We start from the raw sequence: 15,487 nt of genomic DNA, 5'->3' as shown, positions 1-15,487 counted from the left end.
TGTTACTTACCACCTAAGGAAAATATGAAACTGAATTTTGATGCGGGTTGGCAACAAAGGTTTACCACCTTAGACAGCAAAAAAAGCGACTTTCTAAGAGACGCGCTCTTTTTGCTGTCCGAAGTTAATCCAGCCGCCTTAGAAAATAAACCGTCACTAGTTAATTTCATTTCTCGACTTGTCGCTTTTTTAGATGATGCGCTGTCAAAACAGCTCGATGAAATCCTTCATGATAGAGACTTCGAGCACCTTCATAGCAGTTGGCTCGGTTTGCAAGGCCTCTCCACATTACCTGTAAACAAACAACGCACTAAACTAAAACTCCTTGATATGGACTGGAGTGAAGTGTCTGCGGACGTTAACCAAGCCTACAATATCAAGGCTTCCAATCTGTTCAACAAAATCGGTAATCAAGAATTAAATACTCTGGGCGGTCATCCATTTGGTTGCATTATTTACACACACCCAATTGCAATCGATATGGATTTTGATGCCGACTATGATGATCTTTTCACTGTAGAGCTTCTCAGTAAACTTGGGGAGTCAACACTTTGCCCAATGATCTTTTCACCCGATGAGCAATTTTTTGTCGATTCCGGTGCCGATTGGCTTTCAGACATCAATCGAATAGATAAAATTCTCACAGGACCAGACTACCAAGCTTGGCAATCACTCCGTAGTAAGCAAAGCTCACGGTTTGTTGGCTTTGTGATGCCTTCGATACGTATGCGGCATTGCTATCGCAACGCTAAGGCAGGTTTTATCTACAACGAGGTAGGAACTGGTCTGTGGGGTAGAGCGAACTTTGCGTTTGCAGCAACCATAATGCGAGAGTACCATCGCGTAAACTGGTTTGGCTTTCTCAAGTCACGCTGGAACGATAAATCTCAGGGTGCCGTTGTAAATATTGAACAGCAGAACAGTCTGTTTCTTCGAGAGCCTCAGACAAGTGTTGTGCTCTTTGGCCAAATATCTACCTTTTATGCACAACATGGGTTTATCCCTCTCACTAAGAGTCCACTTAGCAACAAATTCTTTTTCAATGGAAATAACTCCATTTGGCAAAGTGGTACTTCAGACAACGAAAAGATATTAACTCAGATTCAAACCTGCCTAATGTCTTGCCGCGTAGCCCACTATTTAAAAGTTCAAGTTCGCGAAATGCTTGGTAGCTTTAATACTGCTGCGGAATGTGAGTTATTTTTAACCCAGTGGGTTGAAAAGTTTGCCAGTAATGTCACCTACGCAAACGAAGAGACGCTGGCTAAATACCCACTCAGTTTTGCCAAAATAAGTGTTTCAGAATCGGATAATCAACCCGGCAGTTTTGTCTGTACACTGAGAATTGTCCCTCAGTATCAATATGATCACTTTACAGGCGAAGTTGTTTTAACCACTGAGCTGGATGAGGCTGCGTGATGGGCTTTTGGAAAACATTTATTGACCCTAAGAGCTCAAGCCAAAGCGAAGAGATTGATGATATCAAGTACCACCTAACTAAGCTTCTGGAGTCTGAGTCCTCTCTAATCGATATTGATGACCGATTCACAGAGCTTCAACGCTCTAATTTGCGTTTTGGAATCGAAGATGTACAACTTCTAAGTGCCAGCTTGGACCAAACTCAACTCGCATTACGGTTAGAAAGCTATATTCGACATTTCGAGCCTCGACTTACTCAGATTATGGTTGAGTTACTTGAACGCAAAGAAAATGAAAACGCATTAGTTTTCAATATTATAGCCAAGGCTAAAACGTCTAAAGGGGAACAAGATCTGGTATTCGATTCTAAGATTTCACTCAATGATCTGACAACTGTAATGACGGAGGATAGCTATGACTGATCCTTTAATGCGTTACTTTGAGCAAGAACTGACTTTTGTAAGACGGGCTTTAGGTCAATTTGGTCAACAGCATTCAGAACATGCCGAGCGCCTTAATATCCATCAAGGCCAAATCGAAGACCCCAGCCTTGCTCGGTTGCTAGATGGTGTTGCTCTACTAAATGCTACTGTAGAAAAGCAGCTTTCCGAACAGCTACCTGAAGTTGTAGAAGGTTTACTTGGCGTACTCTACCCTAGTTATACTCAAACCATCCCAAGCGTTGCTTATTTGCAATTATCCCAAGAAGAGGATGTTCCAGAGTCAGTACTGCTTCCTAAAGGAGCGCATTTTACTTCGGAAGCAAAAGGAAAACTTTGTCAGTTTACAACGGTAGATGACCTCAAGACAGCGCCATTCACCTTAACCGATACAACAGCATCCAGCGCACCATTTAGGTTTAATCGTCCTTCTGGCACCGAGCAATCAACAGCGGTTATCCAACTTTCACTCGCTACGGGCGATCCAGATAAATATTTTTCTCAACTGGATCACCAAGATTTAGATCTTTTCGTACAAGGTTTTGAAAATAATGCGGACTCACTTGTCGAGCTGCTCTTGGGTCAGACTAAAGCCATTTCTATCTCTGATAGCGACTGCGAAAAGCATGTTGTTTTATTGGCAGAAAAACTGAAAAGCCGAATCAGTGATCTCAATTTTTTATTTCTTCCTCAAAAAGGCAATCAGTTCTCTGGCTTCCAGCTCATCAGTGAATTTTTCTTTTTCAAAGAGAAGCGTCAGTTTTTCCGATTAAAAGACTTTGGGCAAGCGATTAAGCAATTTGAATGCGCGGAAATCAAATTAAACCTATTTATGAATTCGATACCAACAGAATTCATGCGCCTATTTGATAATCAAGTGTTTAAGCTCGATATTGTTCCTGCTGTTAATCTATTTGAGCAAACTGGTGAACCGACCCATTATGATCAACGCTGCCTCAGCATACCTGTCAATGCAGACGCACACAGTGAAAGTGACATTGAGGTCGTTGAAGTAAAAGAAGTGTTCGAGATCACGCCTCAAGGTGAGAAACCATTGATCCCTCTATTTAGGGACAGCTACAAATCAAACCCAAATGCCGATTACTGGCAAAGCTCCCGGGATATCAACGGTCAGTTTAAGCTTGCGATCAGCCTAAAACCTAACCATGACTTAGAGTTCAACAAACTCTATGGTACCCACCTACTGTGTACCAATGGAAAACAAGCGTGCGGTATTAATGGTGATATGGAGTGCTTGGAAAGCATAGATTTGCCCGGTTCTTTTAAAGCGATTTATCCACCGACAGCTCCCATTGAACGAGAACAAAACCTCAACTTGCACTGGCAATTTGTTGGCTTGTTGAATGGTAACTTTTCTTCCTTGCTGCACTCTGATAACCCAACAGAAAAGCTAAAGCAGATGCTGCAGCTTTGCAGCAGAGAGCAAATCTCAGCGGAGGAGATTCAAACCATTCACAGCGTTTCTATTCGGTCTCAGGTTTCTGCGATACGAATTATGGGTAAAAACGTCTTCTCTCCTGGCACTGAAATTGAGTTAACACTCGATACACAAAGCGGATTCCTCGTATTTAGCGATGTCCTTAACCGCTTTTTCCAACAGTTTTGTAGCTTTGACCGGTATATTCAATTATCCATTCGAATTTACGGTAGAGATGGCATTGCAAAACGCTACCCTAAAATCCATGGGAGCCAACTAGCTATGTAATCGCTAGTTGAGGAATATGTATGTCATTGATTAACGATTTAACCCAACACCCACAACAGTACGATTTCGCTCAAGCGATGAGGTTATTAACCCACTGGGTTAATCAAAACCCGAATCGGGTAAAACTCGAACTCAAAGCTGAGGCAATGCCAACAGGTGATGCCAGTGAGATACAGTATTTTTCACTAAAAAATAATCGATTAAAGCTAAGACTAGCAAAGCAAGCTTTATCTGGCGTAAAAGGCGTTATACCCAATTATATCTATGAAGAACTTCTTGCGGCACTTCACAATGACGATCATGCGCTCAAAGACTTCCTTGATGTGTTCAATCAGCGCTATTTCGAAATTGTAGGTCAGCTTGAAACAGGCTCTTGGCTTGTGGTCCAGAATGAACTTCAGCCCGAGAAAACTGCCTTGCTGAATCACATTGCCACACTCAAAAATAACCATGGTAAGTATTTTCAGTATTCGATGCTGTTGAGCCAAGGCCAGAGGAACCTCAGCACATTGAGCCAAATGCTCAATGACTACTTCCCATTCGACGTTAAAGTGTCAACCAAGACTCATGAGAGAAGACAACTTCCGTCTGACTCATTGACTCGTTTAGGTCAAAAAGAACATTTTAACAGTCGTATTGGACAAGGCTTTTTGATCGGAAAAACTTGCTTGACGCACTTTAGCCACTTGATGGTTTACATCACGCCAAAAACCGAGAGTGAGCTGATTGCTATTCAATCTGATCCCTTGCTCGCTAGCCACATGAAAGAATTGATTCAGCATTATTTAAAAGATAACACCTCAACGTCCGTTTATCTCAACGTCAAACGGGAGTATCTGAATAGACCTCGTCTGTCCAGTAACAAGTATAACGCGGCTAAACTGGGCGAAGTTGATTGCCTAGCGCCGGAAAGGAAACCTCAACAAATAGTAAGTATTCTTCTGAAGTGATGAGACTTCAGAATCAAATAAGAGCTAGGTATTAAAGACGTATTGATGCCTCTTGAGATACAAGGAAAATGGTATGACGCAAGTTACGCTAACAAATCTAGTCGCTAAGTTGTCACCAGAGCTGAAACAAGCACTTGAAGTTTCTGCTGGGGCCGCGATGAACCAAAATGTGCCTTCTATTGAGACTGAGCATTGGCTATTACAGCTACTCTCACAGCAAGATAAACATTTAAATAGTCTCATTCAGTCCCAGAACCTCTCGCAGGACAATTTAGTGAATGAGTTGTCCTCAAGAATTGCACGTTTTCCTAAAGGAAATGAAGGCCAACCGACTCTCAGTCAAGCTCTTACCGAAATCGTAAAAGATGCCTGGATGATTGCCTCTGTAAACTATGGTCATGGCGAAGTAATCAGCCTTCATTTGATTCAGGCTATGTTGCAACAAAACGTGCTTGGAATGAATACACTGCAGCTAGAAAGCTTGCAAAATGTATCACTGGAATCCTTGCAAGGCTTAATCAATAAAACAGCGGTAGCACGTTCTAAAACCAGTGCTGCAGCTACCGATGGTACTAGTGGTGCTCCTGTCGGTAACGATGCGTTAAGTAAGTACACCACAAACCTAACTCAGCAAGCCTTAGATGGTAATATTGACCCAATTTCTGGTCGCAACTCCGAAGTACGTAAAGCGATAGACATACTGTGCAGAAAGCGTCAGAACAACCCAATTATGGTAGGTGAGCCTGGGGTTGGTAAGACCGCTGTTGTCGAAGGTTTAGCACTACGTATTGCAGAGAATGAAGTTCCAGGGGCACTGCAAGGTGTACAAATCCACTCTTTGGATCTTGGTCTACTTCAGGCTGGGGCTAGTGTAAAAGGCGAATTCGAAAACAGACTCAAGGACGTCATCAATGAAGTCAAAAATAGCGAAAAACCTATTATTGTTTTCATTGATGAAGCTCACACCTTAATTGGGGCTGGCGGCGCTGCTGGTCAAAATGATGCTGCAAACTTATTGAAACCAGCTCTAGCGCGTGGCGAATTCAAGACTATTGCAGCAACGACTTGGGCAGAATATAAGAAGTATTTTGAAAAAGACCCTGCGTTAACTCGACGCTTCCAAGTTGTATCGATCGAAGAGCCTAACGCTGAAGATGCCAAGCAGATGCTTCGTGGAATCGCGGCTTCGCTGCAAAAACACCACGGTGCATTTATTGCAGAATCAGCCATAGATGCAGCCGTTCACTTATCCATTCGCTATCTACCAAGTCGCCAACTTCCTGACAAGGCCATTAGCTTACTCGATACAGCAAGTGCTCGTATCGCTCTGACTCAAGGAGCAAAACCCGAAGTTATTGAAGCACTTGAACAAACTATTCGTTACCAAAAAAATGAAAAAACCGCATTAGAAAAAGAAAATGCGCTATTTGGTATTGCGGAAGATGAAATTGCCGAACTTGCTACCGAAATTGCGGATAACGAGAAAAAGCTGGAAGATTATCAAACCCGCTGGAAGCAAGAAATCGACTTGGTTGAGCAAATCAAAGAGCTTCAGCAAGAAATCGGCGATGAGCAAACCGGGGAATCCGTCGATAAAGCAAAACAAGACAAACTCAACGCACTCATAGATCAGCTTAGTGAATTACAAGGTGAAGAGCCTTTGGTCAACGCAATGGTTGATGACAGCACCATTGCTCAGGTCATTGCTAACTGGACAGGAATTCCTGTTGGGAACATGATGAGTGATGAAATCGCCCGTCTTTTATCCTTAGAAGAAGAGCTAGACAATCGAGTCATCGGCCAAGATGTAGCAAAACAGGAACTTGCCAAAGCGATCCGCATTTCTCGTGCTGGCCTCACCGATAGCCGAAAACCAATTGGGGTATTTCTAATGTGCGGTCCTAGTGGTGTAGGTAAAACAGAAACCGCTATGGCACTTGCAGAGCAGCTATATGGTGGTAGCAACGACCTTACTATCATCAATATGACCGAGTTTAAGGAAGAGCATAAAATTTCTATGCTACTTGGTTCTCCCGCCGGCTATGTAGGCTTTGGCGAAGGTGGAGTATTAACAGAAGCCATTCGCCGTAACCCCTACTCGGTCTTACTGTTAGATGAAATGGAGAAAGCTCACCCTGGCGTGCATGATCTCTTCTATCAGATTTTTGATAAAGGGCATATCAAAGATAGCGAAGGTCGAACTGTCGATTTTAAAAACACTATCATTATTATGACGTCAAACGCAGCGGATCAGGCTATTTGTGATGCTTGTGCAGATAATAGTGAACGCCTAAGTAACGAAAAACTCCTTGAAGCGATACGCCCAGATCTTCAGCACTATTTTAAGCCAGCGTTTTTGGGCCGTACAACGATTGTTCCTTACTACCCACTAAACGACGAAGAGTTAGCTAAAATCACTGAGATATCTCTAAATAGGATCAAGAAGAAACTTGCCGAACAGTATCAAGCATCGTTCACTTGGGATGAAGGCTTCGTTGAATACGTTGTTGGTAAAAATACAGATCCTACCACTGGTGGTCGAGCCGTTGAGCAAATCATTAACCGTTCTTTGATGCCTAAGCTAGCTGAAGAATGTATTAGCAGGTTAAGCCAACAACAGCCAATCACACAAGTGTCTGTTACTGCAGCTAACAATGAGGAAGGATTCGAACTTACTATTCAGTAAGTTCGGTAGATGAACAGCAAGATGGATACTGGATACATGGTTAAAGCTCAACGATTTATCTCACTGCGAGCCAAGCTTATTTTGGCCATTGTCGCTGTCTTGCTGTTTTCTAACGGGTTAAATACAACATTAAACTACCTCAACTTCGATAAACGCCTAACTCAGACAAGTGACTCAACTTATCAGGTGGTACTGGACGAGACAGATAATGACATTCGACAGGCAATGAGTTTGGGGCTCCCCCTTTCTTCTATCTCGAATATCCAATCTCTCATCGAAAGACGCCTAGAGCTTGTTGATGGTATCAGTAAAATTCAAGTCGTAAACAGTTCTGACGACGTCCTGTTTACTACAGGAGTAGCCAAATTCGACACTGACAGGCTGCTGACTACCGATATTGTAAATACATTCAATGTAAAAGAAGGGGAGTTGCGACTTTACTACTCGCCACTTTATCTTGAGCAAATCAAACAAACTTTGCTTTCTCAACAAGTCATGGACACCCTTTTATGGGTTTTAGTCGCTGCGGTCATTGGATATTTGGCACTAAACTCTTTGCTTGATTTTCTGCTGAAAAAAGTCAAATCAGCGACCAATGCAATGAATACTGAAGGGATGACCGAAAAACAACTGCTAACCTCAGTTAAAAGCCATATTATCGCTGACCGAACTAGTTCTAAGTGGAACAAAATCCGTGCAAAGTATTTTCCACTTCTTATCATTCTTCTCGCGATTGTTTTAACAGTAGCTTCAAACTTAGGAAGTTCCTATCAATCATTGAATAAGTTCTCCGTTGTTTATGAAAATCAGCTAAAACAAAAGTCTAACCTTATCGGCGATACACTCTCCCATATGATTGGACGCATCATTAATGAAGGAGTTCCTCTCGAACGATTAATGGGTCTAGAAGATGAATTTTCATCTTATATTGAACATCACCCTGAATTGCTTTCTATTCGTTTGGAACGTAACGAAACGGCTCTCTATCAACATCCCGACTTTTTCCCAGATTATGTCGAAGCAAGCGAGTTATCTATTCCGATAGATACTACTGGAATAATTAAGCTTCAAATGATGGCTGATACTAATATCATCCCACAGATGATCAAAGATAGTATTATGGATATGATCACAGTCCTTGTTGCCTCAGGATTGTTCGTTATTGAAATCATTTTATTTATCTGTCACTTCATGATCATCAAACCATGGAGGCAGATTAAACAGTTGATTGCGATGGGCGAACATAAACAAGTCCCATATCTTGTTAAGGTTCAATCCAATGACGAGCTCGGCTCTCTCATCGGTAAGCTAAATGCCCTCATAAAGAGTACTTTTGACAGCAAAGCGCTCCCTGAGAAAAACATTCAGGACTACCGTTTTGTTAGACTTCCTCTATTTATTTTAATATTCTCAGAGGCCGCCTCCCTAGCCTTTTTCCCTAACTTTGTAGCCAGCTTGCCAAGCACGCAGAATTGGATCCCAACAGACTTAGTCACCAGTTTACCTATTTCACTCTTTATGTTGTGTTGGGCCCTATCTCTTCCCTTTGCTGGCTACTGGTCTGACAAAGTCGGCCGAAGAAAGTCTCTCATCGGTGGTGGTCTTCTAACTGCTGTGGGGCTAGTAGCAACCGCCCTAAGTCCCAACCTTGAGTTGCTGCTTGTTGCTAGAGCAGTAACCGCTGTTGGTTACGGTATCGTATTCATTTCGGCTCAAGGCTATGTCACTGATACAACAAATACGCAAAACAGAACTAAAGGTATGTCGACCTTCTTATCAGCCTTTTTCTCTGGTTCACTTTGTGGGGCGGCAATTGGTGGCGTTCTAGCGGACAAACTTGGCTACTCGATGACATTTATGCTTGCCGCCTCTTTAGCGATCGTTGGGGTAATGCTAGTCATCATCTTCTTTGATCGTGGAGAAACCAATAGTGAAAGCAAGCCTGTACAGTTAACTGACTTTAAAATACTGTTGAGTAATAAGTATTTTGCACTCATTACCTTCTTTAGTGCCATTCCTGCTAAAGTGGTTTTAACTGGCTTCTTATATTACATCTGCCCGGTTTATTTGCAGTCACTAGGAGAAAGTAGCGCTGTTTCGGGTCGTGTAATGATGACATATGGGCTTGCCATTATCATCATCTCACCTCTCGCTGCGTCGCTAGTTGACAAGTGGAATAACAAAATTGCCTTTATCTTTGCCGGTGGTATCTTGTCTGCCGCCGCATTGATCAATATTATGATGCTCCCGGGGACATTTGGCTTACTCATGATAGTTATACTCGTGGGTATCGCACACGGCCTATGTGTTTCTCCGCAAGTTCCACTCATAATAGAGCTATTGTCAGGTTCTGGGCTGGATAAAGGCAAGACGATTGGTATATTCCGACTGACCGAACGTATTGGCAATATCGCGGGCCCATTAGTCGCAGGGCTTGCTTTAAGTGTTTTAGGTTTCCAAAGCACCATTATGCTGTTTGGTGTTGCATTATTAATCAGTTCTATTGTTCTGCTGAGCTTCTATAGCTTGTTTGTCCGCAGAGACAGAAACCAAGTGGAGGTGGTAAAATGAAGGCTTTGCTTTTGTGTTTGCTAATTCTTCTGCCGTTTGCTGTGCCAGCGGCAGATTCAGGAAGCGAAAAACATGTCGTAATGGTGTTATGGCGCGGCATCACCGATGCTGAGCGTGGGTTTATGGATTACTTATCCGAAAAAATGAACATACGCTATACAGTGCTAGATGCAAAACGTGACAAAGCAACCTTAAGCCAGCACTTAGAAAGCATAGATAATTTAAACCCAGATTTAATCTATACATTTGGCACCACTATCACTCTTAACCTTTTAGGCACAGAACACAATCCAAGCCTTTTCCGAGAAGAAAGTGATACTCCCGTTGTGTTCAGTATCGTCACTGACCCCGTGGGTTCAAAGATAGTGAACTCTTTAGAAGAAAATGGACGAAATTTTACTGGTGTCAGTCATATTGTTCCACATAATGTACAATTCAACGCCATCAGTCAGCTAAACGGTATCGAAACTATCGGCATTATTTTCAATCCTTTAGAAAACAATGCCGTAGTAACAGCGCGCAGCATACAAACACTTTCAGCAAAATTCAAAAAGGATGTGTATTTGTATCCTCTCAGAACAATAAACGACAAACCTGATTCCAGCTCAGTTGGAAAGGTCGTTGACCTTATGTTGGAAGATGGTGTTCAACTCGCCTACCTTCCACCAGATTCATACATTATCAGTCAGGGCAAAGATATTGTAGACAGCTTACATCGACAAGGTATTGCGACGTTTTCCGCAACCGAATCACCAATAAGAAAACATGACGCTCTTTTTGGCATTGTGAGCCGTTATTACAATGTCGGCCAGTTTGCTGGCCACAAAGCAGAGCAAATATTGAGTGGAAGATACGAACCTAGTGATGTACCTATTGAGCCTCTGACTCAGTACTCATACATAGTCAATGTCGGCGCAGCTCGTGCCCTCGATTATTATCCACCAGTTTCAATATTAAAGATTTCCGAGCTTATTGGAGGAAATGAATGGTCAGAATGATGCCGTATTTTACTTTCTGCCTAGCGATTCTACTTGGCCTTATCACTGTAGCCAATGCATCCGCACAAACAACATTTGGCCCTGCGCGGTTGCATTTAACCACTCAGGATTGGCCGCCCTATCAAGACTATAAACATGGCCAGATGCAGGGAATCGCTCTGGATAAAGTAAAGTGCGCCCTAAGCCATATGGGTCAGCCTTACCAGATCACAATGACGATTTGGTCTGATGCACAGTTGCGAGTTCAAAGCGGTACACAGCATGGCTTTTTTGTTGCAACTCAAACGGCTGAACGGGATGAATACGCAACACTATCAGCACCGATCGCTCAACAAGAGTTACGCTGGTACTTTGGGCCCGGTGTAGAGCCCAAAATGGATGAACTTACCAAAGTAAACCTTAAGTTTTCAGCTAAATTTGGGTCCAACAAGTGGTTTTGGCTAAAGCGCAACGGATTCAACGTAGTCAAACAGCCCCGAGATGCTAAAGTATTACTAAAGCTTTTAAAACAAAGGGAAATTGATGTTGCATTGGAGGATGAAAAAGTCTTTCGGGGTGAACTAAAGGAAGCTTCTCTACCTGAGGATTTCTTTCAGTCACAATTGATGGACACCAAACCAATGGGCGTTTACTTTTCAAATCGATTCCTTAACAAGTACTCAGGTTTCCTATCTGCATTTAATGCTGCGATTTTAAAGTGTGAGGGGTAACAAGTGACGATTAGCATTCATTTGATTTCAGTACCCTCTGATGAGGTAGTCACTTCTCGTGTCGTGTACTTACCAAAAACAGGTGGTGAATTTGGACGGGCGACTTCTTGTGATATCTCTTTACCCGACCAAAGCAAACGCATTTCAAGAGTACATGGCAGCATTCGCCTTACCGATAATGGGTACAGTGTAAAAAGTACAGGCCAAAACAGTGCCGTACTGAACGATAAATCAATGGCGAAAGGAAAAGAATACCCGCTCAGCGATGGCGATATTCTTAAGGTCGAGAATTATACCATGCTGGTCTCCACTCTCATCACCTCCGAGCAACCTCAAGATGAGAAGAAAGATGACGAGCTGTTTTCTGAACCTTTTTCGCTTCAACTAGATAATGATGACATTGACTTTTTAGAGGAAGAACCCTCTCCCGTGGAAAGTAAAAAGAACAACCATTTTTCTGAAGATAACATCTTAAGTGATGATCCATTTGCTGCGGACCCTTTTGAAGACTTAGATGAAGATCTGATTGCTCAACACGTCGAAGTTGATGATATCAACTCGAAAGTGGCCCAAAACCCAGAAGAACCTGAGTTTTTACCTGTACATTCGAAAGCAGGTGTACCCATAGAAGCATCGCTAGAAAAACTTCTTTCTATGACAGAGAAGAACAATAAATACCTGAGAAACCCGACCTTGCATCATGAAGCGCTGTTTGATGCCCTCGAAAAAACGGTTGATCAGTTCTTGAACGAATTCGCACCGACTCAGCTTGAGAGACAGTTTAGCGATTATATCTCTGGCGGAATGTTTACCAATAAAGAGAAGAAATACTGGAAAATTTATCGCAAACACTTCCAGCACAGACAAGAGAATGGAGATTTCAGACGCCAATTCAAAGCTCTTTTTATGGAGAACATGCAGAAACAAAGAGAGGAAAGTTAATGGCCAAGTGGTGTGTTGTTTTGGCCCTGTTTCTGATCGGTTGTTCGTCAGATCCTGCGCCTGTTGTAACTCAATACTCTTTAGCAATTAAGTCAGATAAATCGGCCAACCCGTCGGATTCCAATGAATCGAACCCCGTTGTGGTTAGATTATATCAATTGACTGATGCACAGATGTTTAAGCAGCAGCCTTTTATTGACCTATACAGTAATGATGTGGAACTGCTCAGCGCCAATTTAGTCTCGAAACAAATACTACCGATTGTTATTCCCGGTAGTGAACAAAAGATAACGTTAGATATTAATAATCAAACACAATACGTTGCAGTGTTGGTCGAATTTATCGATTACCAGCAAAGTGAGCCTAAGTCAGTATCTATGGTGCCAAAAACCTCGGACGAGTATTTGCAGCTCAGTATTTCAGGTGACAAGGCCAAGCTAGAAGTTATTACGCCAGATTCTCCCTGGTGGAAGTTATTTTAATCATAAAGTAGGGAAAGTACGTGGACGCATTCAAAAAAGTAGTATGGCAAGAAGGTATGTTCATTGCCCCACAGCATTTTCAACAGCAGGATCGATATGTTCAAAACTATGTTCGCCAAAATATCGAGACATTAGCTGGATTTGCTCCCTTTTATGGTGTGACTGAATTAACCATCAATCACGATTTGCTTAAAATCGGCAAGCTCTCTGTCGCGTCTTCGGCTGGCGTATTCCCCGATGGAACCCATTTTGAGTTAAGAGAAGAAGTCGCCCGAGATATCCCACAAGGCACTATTGAGACTATCGCTTATCTCGCTTTGCCAATTTCGTTACAAGGTAATAATGACTACGGTAGTGACGAAGCAGAGCAAAGTCGCTATATAACCCAATCGATCAGTGTCTTCGATACTTCAACATCAGAAAATGCCAGCGTAGAGATTGATGTTGCACAGCTCAACATTTCCATCAAATTAGAAGGCGAAGACACCTCTGGTTTTACACTGATCCCTATTTCCAAAATTCTGGAAAGTAGTGAATCTGGGGATGTGGTGCTTGACCGAGCATTTATTCCAGCTTGCCTCCACTATGGGGCTTCAACACTATTAGTGGAACGTATGAAAGAGATACACGCCCTATCTTCTAATCGAGCCACCAACCTACTCAAACGTATTCAAGCCGGTCAAGGGCAAAAAAGCCCTCAGTCAATGATGCAAGACTACCTCTGGCTACAGACATTGAATACTTGGCTTCCTTGGTTCGATCTCACAATTAACAACCCCAAATTCCAAACTCATGATCTGTATCTCGAACTACGCAAGTTTGAAGCTCAAATCATGGCATTAACGCCGGCAATACCGGAGCCATGCAGTAACCTGCAATATCACAGGCTTTATGACAGCTTTAATCCGCTGTTTTCTAGCCTACGCAATATGCTGACTCTGGTTCAGCAGGACTCTGTGATTGAATTTAACTGGGATTCTTCCCTATTCGAACGCCGTCGACTTCTAAGAACCTTGATAAAAGATACGGCAAGTGTCTCTAATCGTCGTTTCGTATTGGCCGTCAAATCCAATATCAGTAGCGCCGAATTGAATGAGCTTTTCCCAGTCGCTGCCAAGCTAGGTAACAATGCTCGTATCGTTGAGCTGGTTAGAAACAGCTTGTCCGGAATCGCGTTGTCACCACTACCCGTTGCTCCAAGCGAGCTTAAACCAATGCAAGGTGTTTCCTATTTTGAAGTCGACACCTCAGACAGAATGTGGCTAGAGATGCTTGAAAACCGTGATGCGATAGCGCTTCACGTCGATACTCGCATTGGTGAATTAGAAGTCATGTTGTACGCGTTGAGATAATGCCTATGGACTACTTAGACGAAGAAACACTGGTTTGGGATACCAACAAATCAGACTTTACAGACAAAAACAGTGACGATACAACAACCCATTGGGCTCCTGTTCACGCGAGCAAAAGCCATCATGACTTTCTGAATTTTTTCGATAAAGCTGAAAATCAGCTGATTAATATCAGTAGTGAATTATTGGCGACAACGCTCAAAGTTTCGACTCTGCCTGAACCTGAAGATGTCACTACACTACGCCACCAGCTTGTCAGCAATATCAATGAAATCAAGTCTAAAGGGGCAGAGTTAACTTACCCTGTCGCTGTCATCGATAAGCTCTGCTTTCTGTATGCTGTCGTGCTGGATGAGCTTATTATCTACAGCGAATGGGGTGAGAAACGGGGTTGGGAAAATAAAACGCTACTCAGCGAGTTATTTGGGATGCGTAACGGCGGAGAGTTATTTTTCACTGTTGCGGAAAAGGCAATACGCCAGCCTCATAAACTTATCGATTTACTTGAAATCATCTACATTTTTCTCAACATTGGCTTCAAAGGCCAATATCGCGAAACAGGTAGCGAACAGTTAAAAAGCTTTATTCATCAGTTAGAGCAAGTCATTAGTCAATACCGGCAAAGTAACAGTATCCATTGCCGTACAAGAGTAAAACTGCCCAAAGCGCGTAAACCAACTCGCAGAAAACGTTACCTACTTACCACGTTGTTTTTTAGTACGTTAGTGGCGCTAAGCATTGGGTTAACACACTTCTGGTATGAAAAGACCATGTCTCAACGAGCGCGAGATTTTAGCTTGCTGCCTGACTTTAGTGAACGCTACATCTTATCGGGAGAGGTCAACGACATCGTTTTCATTAGTAACGACGATGATTTAGTTAATCCCCCCCAAAGAGGCAGTAAGGTCGAAATGGTAGATGCAACACCTCCGCCTTCCATGTTCACAAGTAAATCAGATTGGCTGGTGCAATTGGCTACTTTCTCATCACAAAAAAATGCCAATGCGTTTATTAACACACTATCGCCTTCTGCATATACGCCTTTAGTGGAACCATTCCACTCTTACTTCCGCGTTATTGTACGTAGCGACTCTTCTCAACAAGCACGTGAAATCAAAGCTTGGTACCTAGAGAAAGACGCGATTAAAGCCATCATTGTGCAAAACAGAAAAACGACAAAAGACACAAAGAAAACTTCAGAGGCTCCTTAG

At 42.7% G+C, this 15,487-nt stretch carries 12 protein-coding genes; all 12 read left to right on the top strand.

All coding sequences use genetic code 11. The features are described 5' to 3' along the window. Positions 1–24 precede the first annotated feature (24 nt). The 12 genes from L1D15_RS11680 (at position 25) to icmH (ending at position 15,487) form a co-directional block, all read left to right on the top strand. Positions 25–1,419 (top strand): type VI secretion system contractile sheath large subunit, encoded by a 1,395-nt coding sequence (locus L1D15_RS11680; protein ID WP_239875750.1) that lies wholly within the window; start codon positions 25–27, stop codon positions 1,417–1,419. Continuing rightward, positions 1,419–1,841, top strand: a complete 423-nt coding sequence (gene tssE, locus L1D15_RS11675; protein ID WP_239866594.1) for a type VI secretion system baseplate subunit TssE — start codon at positions 1,419–1,421, stop codon at positions 1,839–1,841. Before L1D15_RS11680 ends, tssE begins: the two co-directional genes overlap by 1 nt. Continuing rightward, the gene (tssF, locus tag L1D15_RS11670; protein WP_239875749.1) at positions 1,834–3,585 is read left to right on the top strand and encodes a type VI secretion system baseplate subunit TssF; all 1,752 of its coding nucleotides are present in this window, start codon (positions 1,834–1,836) and stop codon (positions 3,583–3,585) included. The genes tssE and tssF overlap by 8 nt, the downstream gene beginning before the upstream one ends. 20 nt (positions 3,586–3,605) lie before the next feature. Then, the gene (locus tag L1D15_RS11665; RefSeq protein WP_239875748.1) at positions 3,606–4,535 is read left to right on the top strand and encodes a type VI secretion system baseplate subunit TssG; all 930 of its coding nucleotides are present in this window, start codon (positions 3,606–3,608) and stop codon (positions 4,533–4,535) included. A gap of 73 nt (positions 4,536–4,608) precedes the next feature. After that, positions 4,609–7,221, top strand: a complete 2,613-nt coding sequence (tssH, locus tag L1D15_RS11660; RefSeq protein WP_239875746.1) for a type VI secretion system ATPase TssH — start codon at positions 4,609–4,611, stop codon at positions 7,219–7,221. Between the two features lie 21 nt (positions 7,222–7,242). After that, positions 7,243–9,792, top strand: coding sequence for an MFS transporter (locus tag L1D15_RS11655; protein ID WP_239875745.1), 2,550 nt, complete (start codon positions 7,243–7,245; stop codon positions 9,790–9,792). Continuing rightward, the gene (locus L1D15_RS11650) at positions 9,789–10,790 is read left to right on the top strand and encodes an ABC transporter substrate-binding protein (protein WP_239875744.1); all 1,002 of its coding nucleotides are present in this window, start codon (positions 9,789–9,791) and stop codon (positions 10,788–10,790) included. The genes L1D15_RS11655 and L1D15_RS11650 overlap by 4 nt, the downstream gene beginning before the upstream one ends. After that, complete coding sequence (locus tag L1D15_RS11645) at positions 10,787–11,500, top strand: transporter substrate-binding domain-containing protein (RefSeq protein ID WP_239875872.1); 714 nt, start codon at positions 10,787–10,789, stop codon at positions 11,498–11,500. Before L1D15_RS11650 ends, L1D15_RS11645 begins: the two co-directional genes overlap by 4 nt. Before the next feature lie 3 nt (positions 11,501–11,503). Continuing rightward, a complete protein-coding gene (locus tag L1D15_RS11640; RefSeq protein ID WP_239836475.1) occupies positions 11,504–12,442 on the top strand; it encodes an FHA domain-containing protein in 939 nt (312 codons plus the stop codon). After that, complete coding sequence (gene tssJ / locus L1D15_RS11635) at positions 12,442–12,924, top strand: type VI secretion system lipoprotein TssJ (RefSeq protein ID WP_239875742.1); 483 nt, start codon at positions 12,442–12,444, stop codon at positions 12,922–12,924. The genes L1D15_RS11640 and tssJ overlap by 1 nt, the downstream gene beginning before the upstream one ends. A gap of 20 nt (positions 12,925–12,944) precedes the next feature. Then, positions 12,945–14,276: a type VI secretion system baseplate subunit TssK gene (gene tssK / locus L1D15_RS11630; protein ID WP_239866602.1), complete on the top strand. Its 1,332-nt coding sequence runs from the start codon at positions 12,945–12,947 to the stop codon at positions 14,274–14,276. A gap of 5 nt (positions 14,277–14,281) precedes the next feature. Then, entirely contained in the window at positions 14,282–15,487 is a 1,206-nt protein-coding gene (icmH, locus tag L1D15_RS11625) for a type IVB secretion system protein IcmH/DotU (protein WP_239875741.1), read from the top strand.

Origin of the sequence: Vibrio sp. Isolate25, from assembly GCF_022398025.1 — a bacterium.
Classification (GTDB): Bacteria; Pseudomonadota; Gammaproteobacteria; order Enterobacterales; family Vibrionaceae; genus Vibrio; species Vibrio coralliilyticus_A.
The sequence above is the reverse complement of the archived record's forward strand: the minus strand, read 5'-3'. Positions and strand labels throughout refer to the sequence as shown.

What these genes read in the sequence shown, in the direction of transcription:
- L1D15_RS11680 (WP_239875750.1), top strand. Translation starts at nt 25, where the DNA reads ATGAAACTGAATTTTGATGCGGGTTGGCAACAAAGGTTTACCACCTTA.
- tssE (WP_239866594.1), top strand. Translation starts at nt 1,419, where the DNA reads ATGGGCTTTTGGAAAACATTTATTGACCCTAAGAGCTCAAGCCAAAGC.
- tssF (WP_239875749.1), top strand. Translation starts at nt 1,834, where the DNA reads ATGACTGATCCTTTAATGCGTTACTTTGAGCAAGAACTGACTTTTGTA.
- L1D15_RS11665 (WP_239875748.1), top strand. Translation starts at nt 3,606, where the DNA reads ATGTCATTGATTAACGATTTAACCCAACACCCACAACAGTACGATTTC.
- tssH (WP_239875746.1), top strand. Translation starts at nt 4,609, where the DNA reads ATGACGCAAGTTACGCTAACAAATCTAGTCGCTAAGTTGTCACCAGAG.
- L1D15_RS11655 (WP_239875745.1), top strand. Translation starts at nt 7,243, where the DNA reads ATGGATACTGGATACATGGTTAAAGCTCAACGATTTATCTCACTGCGA.
- L1D15_RS11650 (WP_239875744.1), top strand. Translation starts at nt 9,789, where the DNA reads ATGAAGGCTTTGCTTTTGTGTTTGCTAATTCTTCTGCCGTTTGCTGTG.
- L1D15_RS11645 (WP_239875872.1), top strand. Translation starts at nt 10,787, where the DNA reads ATGATGCCGTATTTTACTTTCTGCCTAGCGATTCTACTTGGCCTTATC.
- tssJ (WP_239875742.1), top strand. Translation starts at nt 12,442, where the DNA reads ATGGCCAAGTGGTGTGTTGTTTTGGCCCTGTTTCTGATCGGTTGTTCG.
- icmH (WP_239875741.1), top strand. Translation starts at nt 14,282, where the DNA reads ATGGACTACTTAGACGAAGAAACACTGGTTTGGGATACCAACAAATCA.